Source organism: Lysobacter enzymogenes (genome assembly GCF_900106525.1).
GTDB classification, from domain to species: Bacteria; Pseudomonadota; Gammaproteobacteria; order Xanthomonadales; family Xanthomonadaceae; genus Lysobacter; species Lysobacter enzymogenes.
Genome location: NZ_FNOG01000012.1, coordinates 73,761 through 96,102, shown reverse-complemented (window position 1 = coordinate 96,102; position 22,342 = coordinate 73,761). Strand labels below are relative to the sequence as shown.

18 protein-coding genes and 1 pseudogene are annotated in these 22,342 nt (G+C 68.7%); 9 read left to right on the top strand and 10 right to left on the bottom strand.

Features of this window, described 5'->3' with window-relative positions; genetic code table 11:
- Nucleotides 1-318: 318 nt before the first annotated feature.
- Together mpl and BLU84_RS23600 are read right to left on the bottom strand one after the other, a co-directional pair.
- Nucleotides 319-1,686, bottom strand: coding sequence for a UDP-N-acetylmuramate:L-alanyl-gamma-D-glutamyl-meso-diaminopimelate ligase (gene mpl / locus BLU84_RS23605; protein WP_074873026.1), 1,368 nt, complete (start codon nucleotides 1,684-1,686; stop codon nucleotides 319-321).
- Between the two features lie 247 nt (nucleotides 1,687-1,933).
- On the bottom strand, nucleotides 1,934-2,512 hold the full coding sequence (locus tag BLU84_RS23600; RefSeq protein WP_074872941.1) for an adenylate kinase: 579 nt from the start codon (nucleotides 2,510-2,512) through the stop codon (nucleotides 1,934-1,936).
- Between the two features lie 187 nt (nucleotides 2,513-2,699).
- On the opposite strand from BLU84_RS23600, the gene BLU84_RS23595 reads away from it, so the two are divergent.
- The 4 genes from BLU84_RS23595 to BLU84_RS23580 all read left to right on the top strand — a co-directional run bounded on the left by BLU84_RS23595 (nucleotide 2,700) and on the right by BLU84_RS23580 (nucleotide 6,684).
- Nucleotides 2,700-3,992 carry a 6-phosphofructokinase gene (locus BLU84_RS23595; RefSeq protein WP_074872938.1) on the top strand — a complete coding sequence of 431 codons (1,293 nt, stop codon included), beginning with the start codon at nucleotides 2,700-2,702 and terminating at the stop codon, nucleotides 3,990-3,992.
- A 10-nt stretch (nucleotides 3,993-4,002) separates the two neighbouring features.
- Nucleotides 4,003-4,857, top strand: a complete 855-nt coding sequence (locus BLU84_RS23590) for an AraC family transcriptional regulator (RefSeq protein ID WP_083383066.1) — start codon at nucleotides 4,003-4,005, stop codon at nucleotides 4,855-4,857.
- Nucleotides 4,858-5,220: 363 nt separating this feature from the next.
- Nucleotides 5,221-5,670: a VOC family protein gene (locus BLU84_RS23585; protein WP_074872935.1), complete on the top strand. Its 450-nt coding sequence runs from the start codon at nucleotides 5,221-5,223 to the stop codon at nucleotides 5,668-5,670.
- Between the two features lie 201 nt (nucleotides 5,671-5,871).
- Complete coding sequence (locus BLU84_RS23580; RefSeq protein WP_139175216.1) at nucleotides 5,872-6,684, top strand: hypothetical protein; 813 nt, start codon at nucleotides 5,872-5,874, stop codon at nucleotides 6,682-6,684.
- 75 nt (nucleotides 6,685-6,759) lie between these two features.
- Here the strand turns inward: BLU84_RS23580 and BLU84_RS23575 are convergent, their stop codons facing one another.
- Together BLU84_RS23575 and BLU84_RS23570 are read right to left on the bottom strand one after the other, a co-directional pair.
- A complete protein-coding gene (locus BLU84_RS23575; protein ID WP_074872927.1) occupies nucleotides 6,760-7,281 on the bottom strand; it encodes a hypothetical protein in 522 nt (173 codons plus the stop codon).
- 199 nt (nucleotides 7,282-7,480) lie between these two features.
- Nucleotides 7,481-7,678 (bottom strand): hypothetical protein, encoded by a 198-nt coding sequence (locus BLU84_RS23570; RefSeq protein ID WP_074872924.1) that lies wholly within the window; start codon nucleotides 7,676-7,678, stop codon nucleotides 7,481-7,483.
- A 654-nt stretch (nucleotides 7,679-8,332) separates the two neighbouring features.
- Between BLU84_RS23570 and BLU84_RS23565 the strand changes: the two are divergent.
- The 3 genes and pseudogenes from BLU84_RS23565 to BLU84_RS23560 form a co-directional block, all read left to right on the top strand.
- Nucleotides 8,333-10,357 (top strand): annotated as a pseudogene (locus tag BLU84_RS23565) (sodium-translocating pyrophosphatase); the annotation flags it as partial.
- A complete protein-coding gene (locus BLU84_RS27880; RefSeq protein WP_233431216.1) occupies nucleotides 10,346-10,855 on the top strand; it encodes an OmpA family protein in 510 nt (169 codons plus the stop codon). The pseudogene BLU84_RS23565 and the gene BLU84_RS27880, both read left to right, overlap by 12 nt.
- A 118-nt stretch (nucleotides 10,856-10,973) precedes the next feature.
- Nucleotides 10,974-11,909, top strand: a complete 936-nt coding sequence (locus BLU84_RS23560) for an alpha/beta hydrolase family protein (RefSeq protein ID WP_139175215.1) — start codon at nucleotides 10,974-10,976, stop codon at nucleotides 11,907-11,909.
- A gap of 71 nt (nucleotides 11,910-11,980) precedes the next feature.
- On the opposite strand, the gene BLU84_RS23555 is transcribed toward BLU84_RS23560, so the two are convergent.
- From BLU84_RS23555 to BLU84_RS23540, 4 genes are all read right to left on the bottom strand, one after another.
- The gene (locus BLU84_RS23555) at nucleotides 11,981-12,514 is read right to left on the bottom strand and encodes a hypothetical protein (RefSeq protein ID WP_074872918.1); all 534 of its coding nucleotides are present in this window, start codon (nucleotides 12,512-12,514) and stop codon (nucleotides 11,981-11,983) included.
- A gap of 384 nt (nucleotides 12,515-12,898) precedes the next feature.
- Entirely contained in the window at nucleotides 12,899-14,437 is a 1,539-nt protein-coding gene (locus BLU84_RS23550) for a M91 family zinc metallopeptidase (protein WP_083383065.1), read from the bottom strand.
- 242 nt (nucleotides 14,438-14,679) lie between these two features.
- Nucleotides 14,680-15,159 (bottom strand): discoidin domain-containing protein, encoded by a 480-nt coding sequence (locus BLU84_RS23545; protein WP_170849237.1) that lies wholly within the window; start codon nucleotides 15,157-15,159, stop codon nucleotides 14,680-14,682.
- Complete coding sequence (locus BLU84_RS23540; protein ID WP_074872912.1) at nucleotides 15,156-16,151, bottom strand: sterol desaturase family protein; 996 nt, start codon at nucleotides 16,149-16,151, stop codon at nucleotides 15,156-15,158. Before BLU84_RS23540 ends, BLU84_RS23545 begins: the two co-directional genes overlap by 4 nt.
- A 353-nt stretch (nucleotides 16,152-16,504) precedes the next feature.
- Between BLU84_RS23540 and ppa the strand changes: the two genes are divergently transcribed.
- On the top strand, nucleotides 16,505-17,053 hold the full coding sequence (gene ppa, locus BLU84_RS23535) for an inorganic diphosphatase (RefSeq protein WP_074872909.1): 549 nt from the start codon (nucleotides 16,505-16,507) through the stop codon (nucleotides 17,051-17,053).
- Between the two features lie 267 nt (nucleotides 17,054-17,320).
- On the opposite strand, the gene BLU84_RS23530 is transcribed toward ppa, so the two are convergent.
- A complete protein-coding gene (locus BLU84_RS23530; protein WP_074872907.1) occupies nucleotides 17,321-20,239 on the bottom strand; it encodes a TonB-dependent receptor plug domain-containing protein in 2,919 nt (972 codons plus the stop codon).
- A 359-nt stretch (nucleotides 20,240-20,598) separates the two neighbouring features.
- Between BLU84_RS23530 and BLU84_RS26850 the strand changes: the two genes are divergently transcribed.
- The gene (locus BLU84_RS26850; protein WP_139175214.1) at nucleotides 20,599-21,504 is read left to right on the top strand and encodes a hypothetical protein; all 906 of its coding nucleotides are present in this window, start codon (nucleotides 20,599-20,601) and stop codon (nucleotides 21,502-21,504) included.
- Here BLU84_RS26850 and BLU84_RS23525 read toward each other — a convergent pair.
- Nucleotides 21,420-22,334 carry a helix-turn-helix domain-containing protein gene (locus BLU84_RS23525; protein WP_074872903.1) on the bottom strand — a complete coding sequence of 305 codons (915 nt, stop codon included), beginning with the start codon at nucleotides 22,332-22,334 and terminating at the stop codon, nucleotides 21,420-21,422. The two genes, BLU84_RS26850 and BLU84_RS23525, sit on opposite strands and share 85 nt — an antisense overlap.
- Nucleotides 22,335-22,342 lie beyond the last annotated feature (8 nt).

Sequence of the window (22,342 nt, the reverse complement as noted above, 5' to 3'; positions counted from 1 at the left end):
GTCGTCACTCGTAGCAACGATAGAAGCAGAAGCCAGATCAAAATGGATTCCGGCTTTCGCCGGAATGACGGGTTGGGAGTTTCGGGTCTTCGGGTTAGTTCGGCGGAGCTAAGTCGCTGCGGTTGGTCGCGGCTCGCGCCGCTCCTACAGGGGCCTTCGGCAAGTTCCGTATCCGACTGCAGGAGCGGCGCAAGCCGCGACCGCGACAGTTCAATTACGACGAGGCTTCACACGCCGCACAGAGCGCGCCCACGCGCACGAAGAATCGAAACAGCACGCCCGAAACCAGCGAAAACTATCGCCCCCATCCGGCCGAGCTCAACGCCCCTGCAACTGCGCAAAAAACCGCCGCGGCGCCCCATCGAAACCACCATTGGACATGAACACCACATGGTCCCCCGCACGCACCCGCTCGCGCAACGCCGCAATCAACGCATCCGCATCCGCCACAGCGACACCTTCGCCGCGCAAACCCGCAACGACCTTGCCCGCATCCCAAGCCAACTCAGGACGATGCAGAAACACCACCGCATCGGCCTCGCGCAGCGACGGCGCCAACGCTTCGGCATGCGCGCCAAGACGCATCGAATTGCTGCGCGGCTCCATCGCCACCACGATCCGCGCCGCGCCGACGCGCGCGCGCAAGCCGGCCAGGGTGGTCTCGATCGCAGTGGGATGATGGGCGAAATCGTCGTAGACGGTGACGCCGCCGGCTTCGCCGATCACTTCCAGCCGACGCTTGACGCTGCGGAAGTTCGCCAGCGCCGGCAGCACCGTCGCCACGTCCACGCCGACCGCATTCGCGGCGGCCAACGCGGCCAGCGCGTTCATCACGTTGTGCCGGCCCAGCAGCGGCCAGCGCACTTCGCCGATCTCGGCGCCGCGATGCAGCACCGCGAACGCGCTGCCGTCCTGCGCGATCAGGCGCGCGCTCCATTCGTAATCGCCGCCGTCCAGGCCGAAGCGCTCGACCGGGGTCCAGCAGCCCATCGCCAGCACTTCGGCCAGGCGCGCGTCCTCGCCGTTGACGATCAGGCGGCCGCGCCGCGGCACGGTGCGCACCAAGTGATGGAACTGGCGCTGGATCGCGGCCACATCGGGAAAGATGTCGGCGTGGTCGTATTCGAGGTTGTTGAGGATCGCCACCAGCGGCCGGTAGTGGACGAACTTGCTGCGCTTGTCGAAGAACGCAGTGTCGTACTCGTCGGCCTCGACCACGAACTCGCGGCCGGCGCCGATGCGCGCGGAGGCGCCGAAGTCCTCGGCGACGCCGCCGATCAGGAAGCCCGGCGCGCGGCCGGCGGCTTCCAGCAGCCAGGTCAGGATACTGGTGGTGGTGGTCTTGCCGTGGGTGCCGGCCACCGCCAGGGTGTCGCGGCCCGGCAGCACCCGCTCGCTGAGCCACTGCGCGCCGGAGGTGTAGCGGCGGCCGTCGTCGAGCACCTGCTCCACCGCCGGGTTGCCGCGCGAGAGCGCGTTGCCGACCACGATCTCATCGCAATCGGCGGAGATGTTTTCGGGCTGGTAGCCCTGGCGCAGGGCGATGCCGAGGCGTTCGAGCTGGGTCGACATCGGCGGATACACCGCCTGGTCGCTGCCTTCCACGTCGTGGCCGAGTTCGCGCGCGAGCGCGGCGACGCCGCCCATGAAGGTGCCGGCGATGCCCAAGATATGCAGCTTCAAGATCCGAGTTTCCAAAAGAGTTTGCGAATGCTCAACGAAGCGACTCCCGCTGGCACCAACTCCCCCTCTCCCGCCTGCGGGAGAGGGCTGGGGTGAGGGCACGCGCGACCCGGCGGACGACGAAACCATCCTACCGCCGCGCCTGCGCCTTCAATACCGGGATCTGAATTCGAACGATAACGGGGGGACGACCGTTTGCGGCCCTCACCCCAGCCCTCTCCCGCACGCGGGAGAGGGAGCGAGGCGTTGCTCAACCCACCGTCGGCGCCGGCTCCAGCGCCTCGATGATGCGGGTGAACACCTCGTCCAGCGAGCCGACGCCGTCGACCACGGTCAGGCGGCCGTGCTGGCGGTAGTACTCGATCACCGGCGCGGTCAACTCGTCGTAGACCTTCAGGCGGGTGCGCACGGCTTCAGGGCTGTCGTCCTTGCGGCCTTGCTCGGCGGCGCGGCCGGCGATGCGCTGGACCAGCAGTTCGGTCGGCACTTCCAGCTGCACGGCGAAATCCATCGGCTGGCCGATGCGCTTGAGCAGCGCGTCGAGCGCGTCGGCCTGGGCCAGGTTGCGCGGGTAGCCGTCGAGGATGAAGCCGCCGTGGGTGTCGGGGCGCGAGAAACGGTCCTCGAGCATGCCCAGCAGGATCTCATCGCTGACCAGATTGCCGGCGTCCATGACCGCCTTGGCTTCCAGTCCCAGCTTGCTGCCGGCGGCGACTTCGGCGCGCAACAGATCGCCGGTGGAAATGTGCGGCACCTGCAGGTGGTCCTTGAGCCGTGCGGCCTGCGTGCCCTTGCCCGAGCCGGGCGCGCCCAGAAGTACCAATCGCATCTACATCGCTCCTAGAAACAAATGAAATCCGTACGGCCGTCGCGCGCGGCGGCGGCCGTGGAGCCCGTTCGGCCGGCGCTGGGCTGGCCTGGATGCGGGGCGGCGCTACACTCGAAGCGGCCTGCCACCCGCCGGGCGGAATATTGCGGCCAGCTTACCGCAAACCGGCGCCAATCCTGGAATCCCCATGCCGACTGCCAAAACCGCCAGAAAATCCTCTGGCAAGATCGCCGGAAACCTGCTTTACGCGCAATCCGGCGGTGTGACCGCCGTCATCAACGCCACCGCCGCCGGGGTCATCGAGGCGGCCCGGGCGCGCAAGGTCCGGGTCCTGGCCGCGCGCAACGGCATCCTCGGCGCGCTGCGCGAGGAGCTGATCGACACCTCCAAGGAATCGGCCGCGGCGATCCGCGCGCTCGGCCACACCCCGGGCGGGGCGTTCGGCTCGTGCCGGCTCAAGCTCAAGGCGCTGGACGCCGACCGCGCCCGCTACGAGCGCTTGCTGGCGGTGTTCCAGGCCCACGACGTGCGCTGGTTCCTCTACAACGGCGGCAACGACTCGGCCGACACCGCGCTCAAGGTCTCGCAGCTGGCGGCCGAGTACGGCTATCCGCTGACCTGCGTGGGCGTGCCCAAGACGGTGGACAACGACCTGGCCGTGACCGACTGCTGCCCGGGCTTCGGCTCGGCCGCCAAGTACACCGCGGTGTCGGTGCGCGAGGCCGCGCTCGATGTCGCGGCGATGGCCGAAACCTCGACCAAGGTCTTCGTCTACGAGGCCATGGGCCGCCATGCCGGCTGGCTGGCCGCCGCGGCCGGGCTGGCCGGCGACGGCGCCGACGCGGCCCCGCACCTGATCCTGTTCCCCGAGCGCCCGTACGAGGAAGCCGACTTCTTCGCCAAGGTCAAAGCCACGGTCGAGCGCGTGGGCTACTGCGTGGTGGTCGCCAGCGAAGGCATCCAGACCGTGGACGGCCGCTTCGTCGCCGACGCCGGCGGCGGCAAGGACTCCTTCGGCCACACCCAGCTCGGCGGCGTCGCCTCTTATCTGGCCGGACGGGTCAAGGACGCACTGGGCTACAAGGTGCACTGGGCCCTGCCCGACTATCTGCAGCGTTCGGCCCGCCATCTGGCGTCGAAGACCGACGTCGAGCAGGCGCGCGCGGCCGGCAAGGCGGCGGTGGAGTACGCGCTCAAGGGCATGAACTCGGTGATGCCGGTGATCGTGCGCAGCTCCGACGCGCCGTACCGCTGGAAGATCGAGCCGGCGCCGCTGGACAAGATCGCCAACCGCGAGAAGAAGATGCCGGCGAACTTCATCCGCAAGGACGGTTACGGCATCACCGCGGCGGCGCGCAAATACCTGGAGCCGCTGATCCGCGGCGAAGCGCCGCCGCCTTACGGGCGCGACGGCCTGCCGCAGTACGTGACGCTGAAGAACGCGGCGGTGAAGGCCAAGCTGCCGCCGTTCGAGGGCTGAGGGCGCCGCGGTGTCGGCCGGCGCGCCGTGGCTGCCGTCGTTGCGGCCGTGGATCGAAACGGTCTGGGCCTGCGCGCGCCCGGACGCGGCGCCGGCGCACGCGCGCGAGCACTCGCTGCCCAGCGGCGCGATGCATCTGGCGGTGCGCCTGGACGGGCCGCCGCTGCGGCTGTACGCCGACGCCGACGATGCGCGCGGCCGCGAGCACGGCCCGGCGGTGGTCGCCGGCGCGCGCGCCGGCTATTGCATCAAGGACACCTCGCAGCCGGCCGCCTCGGTCGGCGCGGTGCTTCGGCCGGGTGCGGCGCTGGCCTTGTTCGGGGTGTCGGCGGGCGAGTTGGAAGGCGCTTACGTCGGCCTGGACGCGCTGTGCGGCGCGGCCGCGGCCGCTGAGTTGTACGAACGGCTGGCCGCGGTGACCGACCCGACCCAGCGTCGGCAACGCATCGAAGCGTTCCTGCACGCGCGGCTGCGGCCGGTGCGCGGGCTGGATCCGCAGATCCTGCGCGCGGCGCGCCGGCTCGACAGCGTCGCGGCGCCGGCTGCGGATGCGGGCGAGCGCGTCGCCGCCTGGGTCCACGCCAGCGGCCGCAACCATCGCCGCTTCATCGCCGGCTTCCGCGACGCCGCCGGGCTGAGCCCGAAACGCTACGCGCGGGTGCTGCGGTTCAAGCGCCTGCTGGCGGCGCTGGCGACGACGACGCAGCCGGACTGGGCGCAGCTGGCGCTGGCGACCGGCTATTGCGATCAATCGCATCTGATCCGCGAGTTCCGCGAGTTCGCCGGGGTGTCGCCTCGCGCGTATCTGGCCGCGCGGGCGGTGTCGCCGCATCACTTGCCGATGCGTTCGCCTGGGCGCGGGTAAGGCGCTCGGCGGCTGCGGTTACGGCGCGAACTGCTGCTGCGCGGTCGCGGCTTGCGCCGCTCCTACAGGGGGGAAACCGTTGCTGCAAGCTCGGCCGGTCGCTTCGTCGAAGCGACTGTAGGAGCGGCGCGAGCCGCGACCGCGACACTGCGCTTGCGACGAAAGCCGCGGCCGGGCGCGTGCCGTCCGGATTCCAGACTTGCGGCGCGAGCGGACGCTGCGCGGTCGCGACTTGCGTCGCTCCTACAGGGAGCCGTCCGGCAGGGAGCCATCCGGCGATGCCGGCGGCTTGGGGTAAATTTCGTCCAATACGCGCGGCGTGCCCGGGCGCACGCTGCGTCCACCTCATTCCAGGAGCCCGCCATGGCCGTGCACGAACTGTTTTCCTATCTCTGCGTCGGCGACGCCCAGGCCGCGGTGACGTTCTATTGCAAGGTGTTCGACGCGACCGAGAAATTCCGCCTGGTCGAGCCCGGCGGCCGCATCGGTCATGTCGAACTGGACCTGGGCGGCACCACGCTGATGCTGTGCGAGGAGTTCCCCGAGGTCGACATCCAGCGCCCGGTCGCCGGCGCCGGGCACAGCCACACCCTGCACCTGCACGTGGACGATGCCGACGACGTGGTCGCCCGCGCGGTCGCCGCCGGCGCGCACCTGGCGATGGCGCCGCGCGACCATTTCTACGGCGAGCGCTCGGGCACGGTGATCGATCCCTTCGGCCACCGCTGGAACATCGGCCACAGCATCGAGGCGATCGATCCGGAGGAAATGCAGCGCCGTTACGACCGCGATCCTGACTGCGGCGGCGCCTGACCCGCCGCCGGCGCGCCGGCCCGCGCCCGCGGGCCGGCCCAGCCGCCGCGCATCTGTGCGCCACGTCGCCAATGCCCGCGCCGGGCCCGGTCGCCAACCGAAAAACGTTGAACCGCCCAACCGATTGCGGCAATCTGCCGCCGCAAGCGTTCATGCGGGCGCAGGGACGCAACGCTTAGTTGGTCATTACAGGGAGTCGTCATGAAAGGCAGGTTTCTGGTTCCGCTGATGCTGCTGGTTCCTTCGGTCTCGGCCGTCGCCGGTCAGTGCGAAGACAATTTCACCAAGAAGGGCAACCCGCTCTCGGGGCAGGAGTACTTCACCCAGGTCCAGGTGCCGGGCATGTCCGCCGCGGCCGGCATCGGCCAGGTCCGCAACGCCGGCATCGGCCGCAACATGGCGGTGCTCGATGAGGACCTGAGCGCTGGCACCCTGGTGCTGGAAGAGCCTTCCTCGACCCTGCACCGCCCGCTGCCGATGCAGGTCACCGCCGACAACTCCGGCACCGTGACCATGTCGCTGAAGCTGCGCAAGGGCTCGTTCGGCAGCGCCAACGACATCAAGAAGTCGATGTGCGAAATGATCGGCTCGCTCAAGCCGGGCAAGACCGCGCCGCCGCGCTCGGCCGCGCCCAAGCCGCTGCCGATCGCCGTGTCGGCGCAGCAGCTGGCGCAGGAAATCGAAGCCCAGGCCAAGGAAAACGCCGCGGTCGTCGCCGATCGCTACAAGGGCCGCCAGTACACGGTCAAGGGCACCAACGCCGGCGTCAGCGACGGCAAGACCGGCAAGTACTACGTGACCTTCGAAGCCGGCGGCGGCTCGCTGCTGCCGGGCCTGGTCGAAAGCGACCGCCGCCTGTTCGAAACCCGCGTGCGCTGCGCGCTGGCGCCGAACCAGAAGGCTTACGCGCTGACCCTGCGCGCCAACGACCGCATCCAGCTCACCGGCACCTTCGACGAGTACAACCAGACCGATTACGTGGTCGAGCTCAAGGACTGCGTCGGCGTGAAGTAAGCCGGCGCGCCTGCGACGCCAAAAGAGAAAGGGCCGCGCGAGCGGCCCTTTCTTCGTTTGCGGCCGGCGCCGCGCTCAGCCGCCGCAGGGCTTGCCTTCGACCGTCATCGCCGCGGCGAACATCGGCACCTGGGCCAGCTTGGCGGCCTCGGCGCGGGCCTTTTCGTCCTGCAGGTACAGGCGCGCGCGGCCTTGCGCGTCGAGCTGCGGCGGCGCCACCGCGGCCGGCTTGCGCCATACCCGCACCACCGCCTGCTGCTGCGGGCAGGCTGCGCTGGGCACGCGGATGAGGTCGTTGAACTTCCAGCCCGCGGCTTCCGACGGCTGCGCCTTGGCCGCGTCGACGAAGCGCGCGCGCGGCTGGCAGTTCGGGCTGGAGCGCACCACCGCGAACTTGTACGGCTGCGCCGCCTCGCCGGTGAACATGCCTTCCAGGCGCGCGCAGGCCTCGGGGATCTGGCGCAGGGTGTGCACGCTGCCGGCCGCTTGCGGCGGCGCGCTGGCGGCGCGCTGGATCTCGGGCGTGGGGTCGGCCGCGATGGCGGCGAATGCGGTCAGCGCCAGCGCGGCGGCGGAAAAGAGCGTCAGTCTGCGCATCGCAGGACTCCGGTTGCGGGGCCGGGGCAGCCTCGCACGCATCGGCTGAACACCGCTTCACCCCTGCCGCCGCGATCCGCCGATACCGACACGCGAACGCCGGACGCGGCGCGCGGCCGCGTCCGGCGCCGGGTTCAGCCAAGCCGCGTACCGGACCGGCGCGCGCGCCGGGACGATCCGCCCGGGCTGCCCGCCCGGCTCACTCGATCGGCTCGGGGATCAGGCAGTTGCCGTGCACGCAGCAGGCCCAGCAATAGGCCTGGGTGCCGCCGCCGAGCTTGCACTCGTAGATGCACTGGGCCATTTCCGGGGTGATGCTGGCGCCGCCTGCGGACGCGCCCGCGCCCAGGCCCATGCCGAATACGAACATGCACACCGCCATCAGCTTCTTGCTCATGTGAACTCCTTGATCGTCGGATCGTGTCGGCGCCGTGCTGGAGAGTGCCGGAGCGGCGCTGCGGCGCCGGATGCGCCGCCCCGTCGAGGCCGCGCCACGGCGGCCGCGCGCGGCGGGTGGTCGAACGCGACGAGCGCCGCATGCGGCCTCGTCCGGGCGATCCTTCCGCCCTGGCCGCCCCCGCGGCCCGCATTCCCTGCCGCGCGCCGCCGGGGCGGTCGCGCGCTTCGATCTAAGGACGCCCGCGCGATGCTTGTCAAACCGGCGCCGCACGCAACGCCGCACGCGAGCCCGACGCGCGCACGGCGTTGCGGCTGCGCAACATGCGCGTGCGGGTCGCGCTGCGCGCGCGCCGTCGCCGCGTCAAGCGTCGCGCGGGCCGAAGCCGGCAATGAAACGCACGGGTTCCGTGACTCCAGTCGCAGCCTCGCCGGTACCGCGCGTGTCGGCGCAATCGCCGCCGCGCGTCCGGTTTCGCCGGCACAGTCCCTATGCGATAGTCGGTTCGCGCCGTGTACGCGACACGGCCACGCTGCGATGCAACACGCGCAGCGCGCAAACGCGATCCGCGGAACACCGGTCCACGACCGCTCGCGGCACCCTGTCGAATCCGTTGTCCCGTGATGTCCACTTTTCCAACCGGGGAGGGGTTTCATGCTGGAGCAGTACGGTTTGATCCTGGCGCTAGGCTGCGCCGTCATCGCGATCCTCTACGGCATCGTGTCCGCGCGCTGGATCAGCGCACAACCCGCCGGCAACCAACGCATGCAGGAGATCGCCGGCGCGATCCAGGAAGGCGCACGCGCCTATCTCAACCGCCAATACACCACCATCGCCGTCGCCGGCGCGGTGTTGTTCGTGCTGATCGGACTGTTCCTCAACTGGCATACCGCGATCGGCTTCCTGATCGGCGCGGTGCTCTCCGGCGCGGCCGGCTACATCGGCATGAACGTTTCGGTGCGCGCCAACGTGCGCACCGCCGAAGCCGCGCGCCGCGGCATGGGCCCGGCGATGGACGTGGCCTTCCGCGGCGGCGCGATCACCGGCATGTTGGTGGTCGGCCTGGGCTTGCTCGGCGTGGCCGGCTACTGGCTGGTGCTGGCCAGGCTCGGCGTCACCGGCGAAAAGGCGCTGCACGCGCTGGTCGGCCTGGCGTTCGGTTCCTCGCTGATCTCGATCTTCGCGCGCCTGGGCGGCGGCATCTTCACCAAGGGCGCGGACGTCGGCGCGGACCTGGTCGGCAAGGTCGAAGCCGGCATTCCCGAGGACGATCCGCGCAACCCGGCGGTGATCGCCGACAACGTCGGCGACAACGTCGGCGACTGCGCGGGCATGGCCGCGGACCTGTTCGAAACCTATGCGGTGACGGTGATCGCGACGATGCTGCTGGGCGGACTGATGGCGAGCACGGTCGGCGCCAACGGCATCCTGTATCCGCTGGTGCTCGGCGGCGTGTCGATCATCGCCTCGATCGTCGGCACGTTCTTCGTCAAGGTGAAGGCCGGCGGCTCGATCATGGGCGCGCTGTACAAGGGCGTGATCGTCTCGGCGGTGCTGGCGGCGATCGCGTTCTATCCGATCACCGCCGAACTGATGCGCGATTCCAGCTATGGCGCGATGAACCTGTATTGGTGCGCGCTGATCGGGCTGGTGCTGACCGGCGCGATCGTGTGGATCACCGAGTACTACACCGGCACTCAGTACGCGCCGGTCAAGCACGTCGCGCAGGCTTCCACCACCGGCCACGGCACCAACATCATCGCCGGCCTGGGCGTGTCGATGAAGTCGACCGCGCTGCCGGTGATCGCGGTGTGCGTGGCGATCTGGGCCTCCCACGCGCTGGGCGGGCTGTACGGCATCGCCATCGCCGCGACCTCGATGCTGTCGATGGCCGGCATGATCGTGGCGCTGGACGCCTACGGGCCGATCACCGACAACGCCGGCGGCATCGCCGAGATGGCCGAGCTGCCGCCGGAGATCCGCGACATCACCGACCCGCTGGACGCCGTCGGCAACACCACCAAGGCGGTGACCAAGGGCTACGCCATCGGCTCGGCCGCGCTGGCCGCGCTGGTGCTGTTCGCCGACTACACCCACAACCTGCAGACCGCGCATCCGGGCAAGGTGTTCGCCTTCGACCTGTCCGACCACATGGTGATCATCGGCCTGCTGATCGGCGGTTTGATCCCCTACCTGTTCGGCGCGATGGCGATGGAAGCGGTCGGCCGCGCCGCCGGCGCGGTGGTCGAGGAAGTGCGGCGGCAGTTCCGCGACATCCCCGGGATCATGGAAGGCACCGGCAAGCCGCAGTACGACAAAGCGGTGGACATGCTGACCAAGTCGGCGATCAAGGAAATGATCGTGCCCTCGCTGCTGCCGGTCGCGGTGCCGGTGGTGGTCGGCCTGCTGCTCGGGCCCAAGGCGCTGGGCGGCCTGCTGATCGGCACCATCGTCACCGGCATCTTCGTCGCCATCTCGATGACCACCGGCGGCGGCGCCTGGGACAACGCCAAGAAGTACATCGAGGACGGCCACCACGGCGGCAAGGGCTCGGAAGCGCACAAGGCCGCGGTCACCGGCGACACCGTCGGCGATCCGTACAAGGACACCGCCGGCCCGGCGATCAATCCGCTGATCAAGATCATCAACATCGTCGCGCTGCTGCTGGTGCCGTTGCTGCCGGTGGGCGACGTGCGCGGGCAGGACGAGGCGGCGGCCGCGGCAGTCGCGGCGGCGTCGGCCGCGCAGCATGGCGCCGACGGCGCTACGGCGCAGGCCGCCGGCACGGCGGCGGCGACGGGTACGGCCGCTGCCGGCGCCAGCGCCGGTGCTGATGCCGGTGCCGGCGACACGACGCTCGCAGCGACCGACCACGCGAAGCTCTACTTCGATCTGGGCTCCTCGCAACTGCCCGCCACCGCCGCCGGCGACCTCGCCGGCGTGTTGGCCGCGCTCAACGCCAAGCCCGACGCCAAGGCGCGGATCTCCGGTTTCCACGACGAAACCGGCAGCGCCGCGACCAATGCCGAAGTGTCCAAGCAGCGCGCGCAGGCGGTCCAGCATTGGCTGCAGCAACAAGGCATCGCGGCCGAGCGCATCGCCCTGGACAAGCCGGCGGTGACCGAAGGCGGCGGCGACGCCAAGGAAGCCAGGCGGGTCGAGGTCAGCGTCGAGTAAGCCTGCTTATCGGAGGAACGGAAACGGCGGCCCTGGGCCGCCGTTTTCGTTGGTGCGGCGCGCGCAGGCCGCCGGTTTGCCGCACACTGGCGCCCCACCCTTGCAAGGACCGCTCCCGATGCGCCTGCCGCTGTTGCCGCTGCTGTTGTTCGCCGCACTCGCCGCCTGTTCCCGCGCCCCGACCGCCAACGCCGCCAGCGCCGGCGATGGCGCCGACCTCGCCGCCGCGCGCACCGCCGCGCCGGCCGAAACGGCGCGCGGCACCCAGGAAGGCAGCCCGGTGCCGGCGCCGCCGCCGGGCGTGCTGGAGCTGGTGCATTACCGCGCCGAACCCGGCGAGCTGGCCGCCTACCTGACCCCGCGTCCGGCGCAGCCGGGCAAGCGCCCGGCCATCGTCTGGCTGACCGGCGGCGACAGCAACACGCTGGGCGATGTATGGACCCCGCAGCCGCGCGGCAACGACCAGAGCGCCGCGGCCCTGCGCGAGGCCGGCGTGGTAGTGATGTACCCGTCGCTGCGCGGCGGCAACGACAACCCGGGCGTGCGCGAAGGTTTCTACGGCGAAGTGCGCGACGTACTCGCCGCCGCCGATTATCTGGCCAAGCTCGATTACGTCGACCCGCAGCGCATCTATCTGGGCGGACACAGCACCGGCGGCACCCTGGCGCTGCTGGTGGCGCAGAGCGACGCGCGCTTTCGCGCGGTGTTCGCGTTCGGCCCGATCGCCGACGTGGCCAACTACGGCGGGCGCTTCGTGCCGCCGGGCCTGAGCGAGGAACAACTGCGCCTGCGTTCGCCGGCCTATTGGCTGGCCTCGATCCGCAGCCCGGTGTTCGCCTTCGAAGGCGACCACGACGCCAACACCGACGATCTCGAGGCCATGCGCCGGGCCAACCGCAACCCGCTGGCGCATTGGTACGCGGTGCCGCGCACGAATCACTTCAGCGTGCTGGCGCCGACCAGCGAGCTGATCGCACGCAAGATCCTGGCCGATACCGGAGAGCGCAGCGCGATCGCGTTCGAACCCGCGGAACTGGACGCGCTGGTGCGCTGAGGCGCTGTTGTGGGAGGGCCTTCAGGCCCGACGCCTTCCTTTCGGATCGCCCGTCGCCTCGCTGACGCGACTCAAGACGCGAACCTGGAGCGCACCGGATCGAACCACGGCGTGCACAAGCGCTGCTGGGTTTGCGCGAGCGCGAACGAAGCGCGCCAGACTTCGACCTCACCGTAGCGCTGCGGCATGTCCAGCTGATCGAGCTCGAATGCCGCCACACCGAGGCACCAGCGAATGCGCTTGGGTTCGAGTTCGCCCGGCAGCGCGAACTCGAACGAACCGGCCGCCTGCGCGCCGGGCGCGAGCTTGAGCGCCAGCGGAGTCGGCGGCGACACCGGCGCGGGCCGCGGCAGCGGCTGCGCGAGGTGGCTCAGTTCGATAGCGCCGTCGCCTACGTCCTTCCACGCTGGCGCGCCCACCGCGCCGGCGCGCTGGCGGCCGCTGGCCACGGCGTGGCGGTCGCCGCGATCGAACACCGCCAGCGGCGCGTCGCCGGTGTTGCGCACGCGGTAGTCCACCCGCAGCCTGCGCTGGGCCGGGTCGTAGGCGAATTCGGCGTGCAGGGTCGCGCCCTGCCCTTGGGTGTCGGTGCTGGCGGCGGACATGGCCTGGAGCGGGCTTGCGAGCAGGGCGGCGGCGAGGCAAACGCCGCATGCGCTGCGGCGGATTGGGGAAGACGGATTCGTTTCCATCGGATCGGTCTGCTCCGGCGGATGGGGCTGCGGCGTGGAGGTTTCGACGCGATCGGGAAGAAAAGCGTCGGGACTGAAGTCCCTCCTACAAGGGGAAAACGCATTCGTTTCCATCGAATGGGTCGTCTCCGGTGGATGGCGTTGCGGCTTGGGGGTTCGAAGCGATCGGGAAGAAAGGCGTCGGGACTGAAGTCCCTCCCACAATCGGTTCGGGCCGCGCTGGTCAATGCGAAGGCAGCCCGCGGTGAGTGCGGGCTGCCTTCTATCCCCAAGCCGCTAAGATCGCCGGCGTCGCGGTTACAAGGTGTAGTTCGGCCGGTCCGGCAGCCCGAGTTCGGCGCGCATGCCGTTCTCGGTGAGCCAGTCGGGATTGGCCGTGGTCTTGGGCGTAGCCGGATCGCCGTCGAAGTCGTAGGCCGGCGCGCTGGTCTCCAGGCCTACCGCCTGGCGCTCGGCGTTGGGCACTTCGCCGTTGTCGGGGCCGGCGCCGCGGTACGTGCCCGGCTGGAAGGTGCCGTTGACGCCGTTATAGGCGTGCGACATCTCGTGGTACAGCACGCCCACCGGCGCCGGGAACGCGTCCATGTGGAACGAGGGGTTGTAGCTGATCTGCACGTCGCCGCCGCGGCCCGCACGGCCGTTGACGATGTCGGCGTCGTTGCTGAAGGTCTGGGCGTAGCCGTTTTGTTCGTTGGCCAGTTCCTTGATGGTCACGCTGTTGCCGCGCGCGGCGGCCTTGTCGAACTCGGCGAGCATCTGCTGGCCGTTGGGCGAGCTGCGCAGGAAGTCGATCTCCGCGCCGACGCGCTGCTTGAACGCGTCGGAGCCTTCCACGCTCACGCCCTTGGCCGCGCCGATCTCGACGTTGACCACGGTGTTGCGCGCGCCGGCGGCGGCGTTGATGAGGTCCATCGCGGTCTGGGCGTAGACGGTGTCGTTGCCCGAGCGGTTGTCGACCGTGTCCTTGCCGGCGCCGGTGTAGATCGCGTCGTCGCCTTCGCCGCCGCGCAGGGTGTCGTCGTCGAGGCCGCCGGAGAGCATGTCGTGGCCGGCGCCGCCGTCGAGTTCGTCGTTGCCGCGGCCGCCTTCGAGGAAATCGACGCCGTCGCCGCCGAGCAGGCGGTCGGCGCCGTCGCCGCCGTAGACCACATCGTCGCCGGCGCCTGCGTCGAGCGTGTCGTCGCCGCTGTTGCCGAACAGATCGTCGCGGCCGTCGCCGCCGGCGATGCGGTCGTTGCCCGCGCCGCCGTCGACGCGGTCGTTGCCGGCGCCGGTCGTCACCGTATCGTCTCCGGCGCCGGCATCGACCACGATATTGACCCGGACGTTGGGGGCGACGGCGATGACGTCGTTGCCGTCGCCGCTGCGGATGGTCAGTTCCTGGTTCTCGGTCAGGCGCACGGCGTAGCGTTCGCCGTTGACGCCGACATCCAGGGTGCCGTCGTCGCGTTGGGTGACGTTGACCTGGTCGTTCTTGGCGCCGGTGGTCAGCACGATCTGGTCGGTGCTGATGTACTGGCGGCCGCCGCCGGCGTCGGCCAGGGTGCGCTCGCGCGCGATCGACACCTCGGCGCCATCGTGCAGCGGATCGACCTGCACCGCCTTGCCGTCGGCCGTGTTGGTCTGGGTGCGCTGCTGCGGGTTGGTCGCGCCGCCGTCGATCTCGACCGTGCCGCCGGCGGCCAGGGTCGCGGTCGGCTCGATCGCCGCGGTCTGCAGCAAGCCCATCGGCTCGGGCGTCACCTGCCGGTTCGGGTCGGAGGCGGCCGGGTTGTCCCAATAGGCATCGGCCTGCGGCGGCGGCGCGGAGCGGGTGGCGTCGAGCTGTACGGACATGGGCGGACCTGCGCGTCGAGGAAACGAGGTTTCCTAGATACGCACAGGTATGGCGAGGTCCAAGCTAGCGCGTACCCCAGCTAGGGTCGGCCCCAGGCCAAACGATGCCGTGGCGGGAAGGCTTCTGGTGGGAGGGCTTTTTGTGGGAGGGCCTTCAGGCCCGATGCTTTCCGCTCAGCTCGCTGCGGACTTCATCGCAGCGGATACAAAAGCATCGGGCCTGAAGGCCCTGCCACAACGGCTCAGCGCACTTCGACCTCGTAGATGCGCGTCGCCGGATCGGCCGGATCCTGCGCCGGCTCGCTCACCTCCAGCCGCACATAGCGCGCCCAGGTCGGCGCGATGGCGTGGCGGCGCACGCTGTCGCGGTTGTCGCGCACCGACACTACCTGCCGCCACTGCCGGCCGTCCTCGGACAAGGCCAGCGTGTAGGCGCGGGTGTTCATCGCCGCCGCTTCGCCGCCCGCGCCGGCGTGCTTGACCACCAGCTCGCGCACCTGCCGGCGCGCCTGCAGATCGATCTGCAGCCACGCGGGTTTCTCCAACGTGCAGAACTTGTGTTCGGTCTTGCTGCTCAGGCGGCCGTCGACGGCCTTGATCGCCTCTTCGCCGGGCTTGCAGATCGGCGAGCCGGTGACCGGCCGGCGCAGCGCGAAGTTTTCCGCGGCGATCGCGCTCGACGCGACCAGCAACAACGCCATCGCCATTCCCACACGCTTCATACCGCCTCCTGCCGCTGCGCCAGCCATTCGCGTTTGCTCTCCACTGCGGTCTTGTAGCGGCCGTCGTGGCTCCACCCCGGCGGCATCAGCAAATACAGCAGCTTGTTGCGCAGGCCCGGCGCGGCGATCACATCGCGCAGCAATGCGCGGAATTCGCCCAGATACGCGTCGAGGAAACTGCCGGGCTTCATCGGCCGGGTGATGCCGTACTCGATGCGGATGTCCTCGCGCTGCGGCTGGTAGGTGCCGAACGCGCGGTCCCACACGTTGAGCAGGTTGCAGAAGTTGGTGTCCATGTACAGCGGATTGCGCGCGTGGTGCACGCGGTGATGCGCGGGCGTGAGGATCCAGCGATGCAGCCGCCCCAGCCGCCCGTCCTTGAGCGCGTGTTCGCCCAGGTGGATGAACTGCCCCCAGAACCCGTCGATCAGCATGATCAGCAGCAGCAGCGGCGGGCTGACCCCGGCGAGCATGCAGATGCTGGTGCGCACCAGGTCGGCGTACGGCGCCTCCAGGAACAGGTGCGCGTAGTTCACCGACAGGTTCATCGCGGTCGGGGCGTGGTGGGTCGAGTGCAGGCACCACAGCAGCCGCACCTTATGGGCGAGGTAGTGGTAGACGAAGTGGGCGAACTCCCAGACCACGTAGCCGTACAGCAGCCCCCACCCGCTCAGCTCGACCTGGAACAGCGCCAACGGCTGCAACAGCGCGATGCACAGCGCGACCACGCCGAAACTCAGCACCGCGCCGATCAGCCGGTTGGCGACCATCGTGAGGAACGGAATCTTGTAGTCCTCGAGCCGGAACCGGCGCCGGGCCACGGTACGCAGCAGTTCGTAGACCAGCAGCGCCGGGATCACCGGGAACAACAGCGCCTTGACCCCAGCGCCGCTGAGCAGGCCGCGGTAGCCTTCGCTGGCCAGCAGCTCCAGCAAGGCGCCCAGGCCGAAGAAACCCACCAGTTCGTGCACGGCCTGCGAGCCCAGGTCCATCGGTTTTCCCGGTTTTAGATCGATCCAGCGCCGATATAGCCAGGGCCGGCGCAGCGTCTCAAGTGGGGCGTGGAAAATGCACGCCGAAGGCGTTGGACATGCGATTTGGCGGATTTGGACGCGACCCGGCCGGCGGCGTCCCCGCCCCCGGCGAAAGCCGGCCAGGGCCGAAGATCGACGCCGAAGCCGGCCGCTTCGCCTCCGTTCGACATTTGCGCCCCGCCCGGCCGCCCCTGGGGCCGGCCCCAGATTCGAGCGAGCGCGTGCTGCATCGCAACAGCCAGACGCGTAAAATGAGGCCCCTTTCATCCACCCGGCCCGCCCCCCGGCAGGCCTCAGCAGTCGGAGCACACATGGGTCTGGACCACGTCCCCACCGGCAAGAACCCGCCGCACGAGATCAACGTCATCATCGAAATCCCGAAGGATGCCGAGCCGGTCAAGTACGAGGTCGACAAGGCTTCCGGCGCGATCTTCGTCGACCGCATCCTGTCGACCCCGATGCGCTATCCCTGCAACTACGGCTACGTGCCGCACACCGTGTGCGGCGACGGCGACCCGGCCGACGTGCTGGTGGTGCTGCCGCTGCCGCTGATCCCCGGCTCGGTGATCCGCTGCCGCCCGGTCGGCGTGCTGCGCATGAGCGACGAAGCCGGCAGCGACGAGAAGCTGCTGGCGGTGCCGGTGGACAAGGTCTTCGCCGGCTACTCGCACATCAACGACATCGACCAGGTCAGCCCGCACTGGCTCGAGCGCATCGGCCACTTCTTCGAGCACTACAAGGACCTGGAGAAGGGCAAGTGGGTCAAGCTCGACGGCTGGGGCAACGCCGAAGAGGCTAAGAAGATCCTGGTCGAAGCGATCGAGCGCTACGCGGCCGAAGAAGACAAGCCGAAGTTCTGAGCGCATCGCATCGCGACGCACGAAAAAGGCCGCCTCCGGGCGGCCTTTTTTGTTGCCACATCGCCGCGCGAACACGACCGCCCCCTGTAGGAGCGGCGCAAGCCGCGACCGCGACAGAAAAACTACGACGAAACCTGCGCCGCAACGGCATTGTCGCGGCCGCGGCTCGCGCCGCTCCTACAGGCAGTTCGCCCAAGTTTCGCAGGCGCAAAAAAACTACGGCCCCTCGCGGGGCCGTAGTCGTGTTGCGGTATCGCTAGGCTTCTATCAGAAGCGCTGGGTGTACTTCATGTACACGAAGCGGCCGATGTCGAAGCTGCCGTTGTAGCTGAAGCTGCTGTTGGGCTGGCTGAACATGGTCTGGCCGACATGGTCGAAGACGTTGTTCGCGCCGATCGCCACGGTCGCATTCCACGGAGTGTTGTAGCGGACCTGCAGGTCGTGGAAGGTGTTGCTGCCCACTTCGCGCACCGGCACCGCGCCCTTGTACGAGGAACGGTAGTTCGGGTTGTTGCACTCCTTGCCGCCGTCCAGATCGTACGCGCACTCTTCCTTCAGGCCGCCGTAGTAACGGATGCCCCAGCTCGCGCCGAAGTCGCCCCAGCTCCAGTCGGCGTTGAAGTTCGAACGCACGCGGAAGTTGCTCAGGCCGTCGGCGACCCAACCGGTGCGCTGCTCGACCGGCGTGGTGCTCTCGTTGTCGCGCTTGTATTCCAGGTAGTCGACGTAGGTCGTCTTCCAGTTGAACGAGAAGTTGCCGAAGCGGGTGTCGGCCAGACGGTAGGAGAGGTTTAGGTCGTAACCCGCGGTCTCCTGGTAACCACCGTTGATCAGGTTGCGGGTCACGCTCACGACCTGGCCATCGGCGTCGCGCACGAAGCGGTTGCACGCCGAGTTGATGCCGAGCACGTAGCAGTTGTTCAGGATCGAGGTGACGGTCTCAGCCGCGATCACGTCGTCGATCTTGATCTTCCACCAGTCCAGGCCGATGTCGAAGCCGCCGAACCAGCTCGGGCTGTACACGAAACCGATCGAGGTCGACTTCGAGGTTTCCGGGGTCAGCTGCGAGTTGGAACCCGACAGGAACGGGTTGTCCGACTGGGCGTTCGGGCCGGTGGCCGGCTTGCCGCCCGAGGCGACCTGGCGGAAGTTCGCCGGGACCGCGCTGCCGCAACGCGCGGCGACCTGCGGGTTGCGCACGGCCGAACCGAACAGGCTGTCGCACGGGTCGGTGTAGTTGTCGAAGCTTTCGCTGATGCCGCCGTACAGGTCGGCCACGGTCGGGGCGCGGAAGCCCGTCGCGTAGGTGCCGCGGATCAGCAGGTCGTCGAACGGCTTCCACTTCAGGCTGAACTTGCCGTTGGTGGTGTCGCCGAAGGTGTTGTAGTCGGAGTAACGGCCGGCGATGTTGAACGACAGTTCCTTCGCGAAGGCCACATCCGACAGCACCGGCACGGCCAGCTCGGCGTAGAACTCGTCGAGCGAGTAGCCGCCCTGGGTTTCGCTACCGGCCAGGTCGGTGCTCAGGCCCGACTGCAGCAGCGCGTCGGGCGAGTAGTGCGCCGATTCCTTGCGGTGCTCGTAACCCACGGCCAGGCCGAGGTCGCCGGCCGGCAGGGTCGCCAGCGTGCCGCTGAGGTTGAGGCTGTAGACCTCGGTCTTGGTGGTCGAGGTGTCGTGGGTCGGCAGGTACAGGAACTTCTGCAGATCCTTGTTGTTCAGCGAACCCGGCGCGTTGACGTCCGGACCCAGCAGCGGGTTCCACGCCAGGCAGCCCGCGATCGGGGCGGCGGCGGTGCCGCAGCGCGCCACGCCGTTGGCGTCGATGAACGACGGGCCCAGGGCCTTTTCGACGTTCGGCAGGAACAGGTTGCCGGTGCCGGTCTTGACGCCCTTGTTCTGGTTGTACAGGTAGCCCGCGTCCCAATCCCAGGTACGGCCGGCCAGTTCGAACGAACCTTCCAGGCCGCCGCTGAAGCGGTAGGTGGTCAGCTCGGACTTGGTCTGACGCGGAACTTCCCAGCCGCGGCGGAAGAAGTCGGCGTCGGTGTCCAGCGGGTTGAACGCGCTGTCGGCCTTCAGGCTGAGGTCGCCCGAGTAACGGTCGAAGCCGGTGGAGCGGAACGGATAGCCGGCGATCTGCTGGGTGGCTTCGCGATCCGTGTACAGGATGTCGGCCTTGGCGCGCAGATTGTCGGTGATGTCGAACTCGGCGTTGGCGAACACCGAACGACGCTCCAGGCCGGTCGACAGATACATCTGCTCGTTGGCGTTGGCTTGGTCGGTCAGACCGTCGGTCGGGTGGAAGTTCGACAGCTTGGAGGTGTCGGTGGTGCCGCGGTTGGCGGTGATCGGACCGTTCGGGCCGAACAGCGTGCCCCATTGGTTGATGCCGCTCCAGCCGTTGCTGCGCACCGTGCCGTCGGGACCGCCGAGGTCCGGGAACGGATGGGCGCGGCCGTTCGGGTAACGGGTGAAGTCGCGGTCGCGGGCCATGACCGGATCTTCCTTGCTGTACTCGGCGCCCAAGGTCACCGAACCGCGCTCACCGGTCTGGCCGATGACGAAGTTGTAGACCTCCTTGCTGCCGTCGCCCTGGCCGTACTGGCCGATGTAGGCGCTGCCTTCCAGGCCGTCGAAGCGCTTGCGGGTGATGATGTTCACCACGCCGGCGATGGCGTCGGAGCCGTACAGCGCCGAGGCGCCGTCGGTCAGCACTTCGATGCGCTCGACGATCGAGCTGGGGATCGAAGCCAGATCCGAGTAACCGGTCGAGCTGATGCCCATGCGCTTGCCGTCGATCAGCACCAGGGTACGCTGCGGACCGAGGTTACGCAGGTCGACGTACTGGCCGCCCACGTCTTCGCCCGAGGCGAGCGCGTCGGCGCGCGAGATCGCCGGCGAACCGGTGGCGGTGATGTTCTGGACGATGTCGGCGACCGAGGTGAAGCCCTGCTTCTGGATCTCGGCGCGCGACATGGTGACGACCGGCTGCGACGTCTCCAGGTTGGCCTGGCGAATGCGCGAACCGGTCACCTCGATGCGATCGAGGGTGGTCGGGTTTTTGGAGGCATCGGCTTCTTGAGCGCCGGCGATCGCCGGGACCAGAGCGGACACAAGCGCCGCGGCAATGGCGGACGGCAGAACGCCGTACCGCGCCGCGGGGCGCAGACTACGATGGTTCATCTATCTCTCTCCAGTAATCTCGTTATGGGCGTGTTAAAACGCCATGCAAAAGTACGTTCCAACTTCCCGCACTGCTTTGCGGTTGCCAGCGGGAGACTTTGCGCAGTCGGTCGTAGAGGCCACTGTCATCGCTACGAAAGACGCATGTCGCGCGCGTTAAATGTGATGAATTTCAGGTGTTTTTGACCGATCGCGTCGCGCTCGCGCGTTCGCGATGCGACGCGGTGATCGCTTTGCTTCGCGTTGCCGCGCGTCTTGCTGAATTCGCACAACGGCTTTGCATCGCGTCTTTGCACAACCGGCCCGGTCGCGGCGAAGCCGCTGATTTTCGGTAGCGCGATGCATACGCATGGAATCGGATGCGTATCGAAACCTCGCGCGTAGCCGCGCCGACGCGGCGCGTTCGCCGCGCTTTCGGCGCCTGTACATGTTTATGGAATGCGTGCGCGTGCGGCTTCGTCGCGTCGTTCGCGAGTGCGCATCGCAAAGTGGATTCGGCGGCGTTGACTGAACGAATCGTTCAGACGCGCGAATTCGTGTCGTGTCGGATGTCGATGCATCGCTACGCGCTTATCGCCAAGCCGATGCGACGCGCCTACGTCGATGCGCTACTGACTAGTGCGTTCGATGCTGAACGATTCGTTCATGACGCGATGCATGCATCGACACGACGCCGGATGCGCTGCATTCGCTCGCCGCACTCGCGCACGAAACTGAATCGCTCGTTCATGCATTCGGCAACGAGCACGCTTCGACCGCACCGCATCGACGCGAGCGCCGACACGCGCACGGACGCACGACGCACGCGAACGCACGAACACATAAGAAGGAATCGGAACAAGAACGCGCGACACGCGCGACGCAGCGGCATCGACGCACCGCCTGAGGCGGCCCGATGCCGCCGAGGCTCGGCTGCGCGCGATGCGCGCAGTCGAAACCTCGGCGTTGCTGCGGGTGATGCGGAGTCCGGCCTGTTGGGGGAGGCGGCTGGCGGTATCGGCCTGGCGGTGGTCCCGGATCGGCGACTGAAAAAGATCAGTCGGATCGGGGCGGGCCGGATACGGCGGGCTCGGAGCTTGCGTTTACGGTGGTGCCGACATCGTTTCGGAGCGTACTGCGCGGCCAGACCTCGGCCGTTTCGGAACGTCTTTCGGTGTTTCGTAACGCTTTCGTCGCCCGATCAGCTCGCCATCGCCAACTTGCGCAAGGGCATGACGGCCGACTTGGCGGCTTCGGCCTTGGCGCTGGCCGCGGCGCTGCGGTAACGCGTGGCCGAGGTGCCGAAGCGGGCGCGGAAGGCGCGGGCGAAGCTGCAGCAGTTGTCGAAACCGCTGGCGGCAGCGACCTCGCCGATCATCATCGAGGTGTTCTTCAACAAGTCCGCGGCGTGTTCCAGGCGCATGCGGGCCGAAGCGGCCTGCGGGCTCTCCTCGTACAGGCTGTGGAAGGTCTTGGAGAAGTACCAGCTCGAGAAGCTGGTCAGCTCGGCCAGTTCGCTGATGCGCACGACCCGGTCGCAATTGCCTTCCAGGTACAGGCGGGCGCGCTGGAGGCGGCCGAAGACCTGACGCTTGCGGCTGCGCGAACGGCCCGGGCAACGCTGGATGCGCGCGGTCAGCTCGCGCTGGACGCCGGCCAGGTGCAGCAGGATCGGACGCAGGGCGTTGAGGTCGAAACCGTTGTCGGCCTCGCCGTTGCGCGCGCTGGCCTGGCGCCACAGGCGCAGGGCGATGCGGGCGTCGTGGCGGTTCATGCGGCCGCGACCGGCGTAGAGGCTGCTGTCGGCCAGGCGGGCCATGGCCTTGATCGCGTCCGGGGTCAGGTTGAGACCGACGCAGACGCCGTAGCGGTCGGCCTGCAGCACCGGCTTGGAGTCTCGCTCGAACGCGATCCAGTCGCCGCGCTTGAGTCGGAACTTGCCTTCTTTGGCCTCAACCCACGAGCTGCCGCGCAACTGCACCCAAATCGAAAAGTGAGTGCCGGACAACTGGACGCTGCCCAGTCGCGAGACGCCGACGCAACTTGCCTGAACGGATTGATCCTGCGCGTCCAGCTGCAGCAGCTGTCCGCGATCCGCCCACAATGCTTGCTCCATTGGTCCAC

Bases quoted from the DNA above. Each gene is read 5' to 3' on its own strand.
- BLU84_RS23555 (WP_074872918.1), bottom strand. From the start codon at position 12,514: ATGTCCGCCGCCAGCACCGACACCCAAGGGCAGGGCGCGACCCTGCAC.
- BLU84_RS23530 (WP_074872907.1), bottom strand. From the start codon at position 20,239: ATGAACCATCGTAGTCTGCGCCCCGCGGCGCGGTACGGCGTTCTGCCG.
- BLU84_RS23570 (WP_074872924.1), bottom strand. From the start codon at position 7,678: ATGAGCAAGAAGCTGATGGCGGTGTGCATGTTCGTATTCGGCATGGGC.
- BLU84_RS23545 (WP_170849237.1), bottom strand. From the start codon at position 15,159: ATGAAGCGTGTGGGAATGGCGATGGCGTTGTTGCTGGTCGCGTCGAGC.
- BLU84_RS23550 (WP_083383065.1), bottom strand. From the start codon at position 14,437: ATGTCCGTACAGCTCGACGCCACCCGCTCCGCGCCGCCGCCGCAGGCC.
- BLU84_RS23575 (WP_074872927.1), bottom strand. From the start codon at position 7,281: ATGCGCAGACTGACGCTCTTTTCCGCCGCCGCGCTGGCGCTGACCGCA.
- BLU84_RS23560 (WP_139175215.1), top strand. From the start codon at position 10,974: ATGCGCCTGCCGCTGTTGCCGCTGCTGTTGTTCGCCGCACTCGCCGCC.
- ppa (WP_074872909.1), top strand. From the start codon at position 16,505: ATGGGTCTGGACCACGTCCCCACCGGCAAGAACCCGCCGCACGAGATC.
- BLU84_RS23595 (WP_074872938.1), top strand. From the start codon at position 2,700: ATGCCGACTGCCAAAACCGCCAGAAAATCCTCTGGCAAGATCGCCGGA.
- BLU84_RS23600 (WP_074872941.1), bottom strand. From the start codon at position 2,512: ATGCGATTGGTACTTCTGGGCGCGCCCGGCTCGGGCAAGGGCACGCAG.
- BLU84_RS23525 (WP_074872903.1), bottom strand. From the start codon at position 22,334: ATGGAGCAAGCATTGTGGGCGGATCGCGGACAGCTGCTGCAGCTGGAC.
- BLU84_RS23580 (WP_139175216.1), top strand. From the start codon at position 5,872: ATGAAAGGCAGGTTTCTGGTTCCGCTGATGCTGCTGGTTCCTTCGGTC.
- BLU84_RS23585 (WP_074872935.1), top strand. From the start codon at position 5,221: ATGGCCGTGCACGAACTGTTTTCCTATCTCTGCGTCGGCGACGCCCAG.
- BLU84_RS26850 (WP_139175214.1), top strand. From the start codon at position 20,599: ATGCGTATCGAAACCTCGCGCGTAGCCGCGCCGACGCGGCGCGTTCGC.
- BLU84_RS23540 (WP_074872912.1), bottom strand. From the start codon at position 16,151: ATGGACCTGGGCTCGCAGGCCGTGCACGAACTGGTGGGTTTCTTCGGC.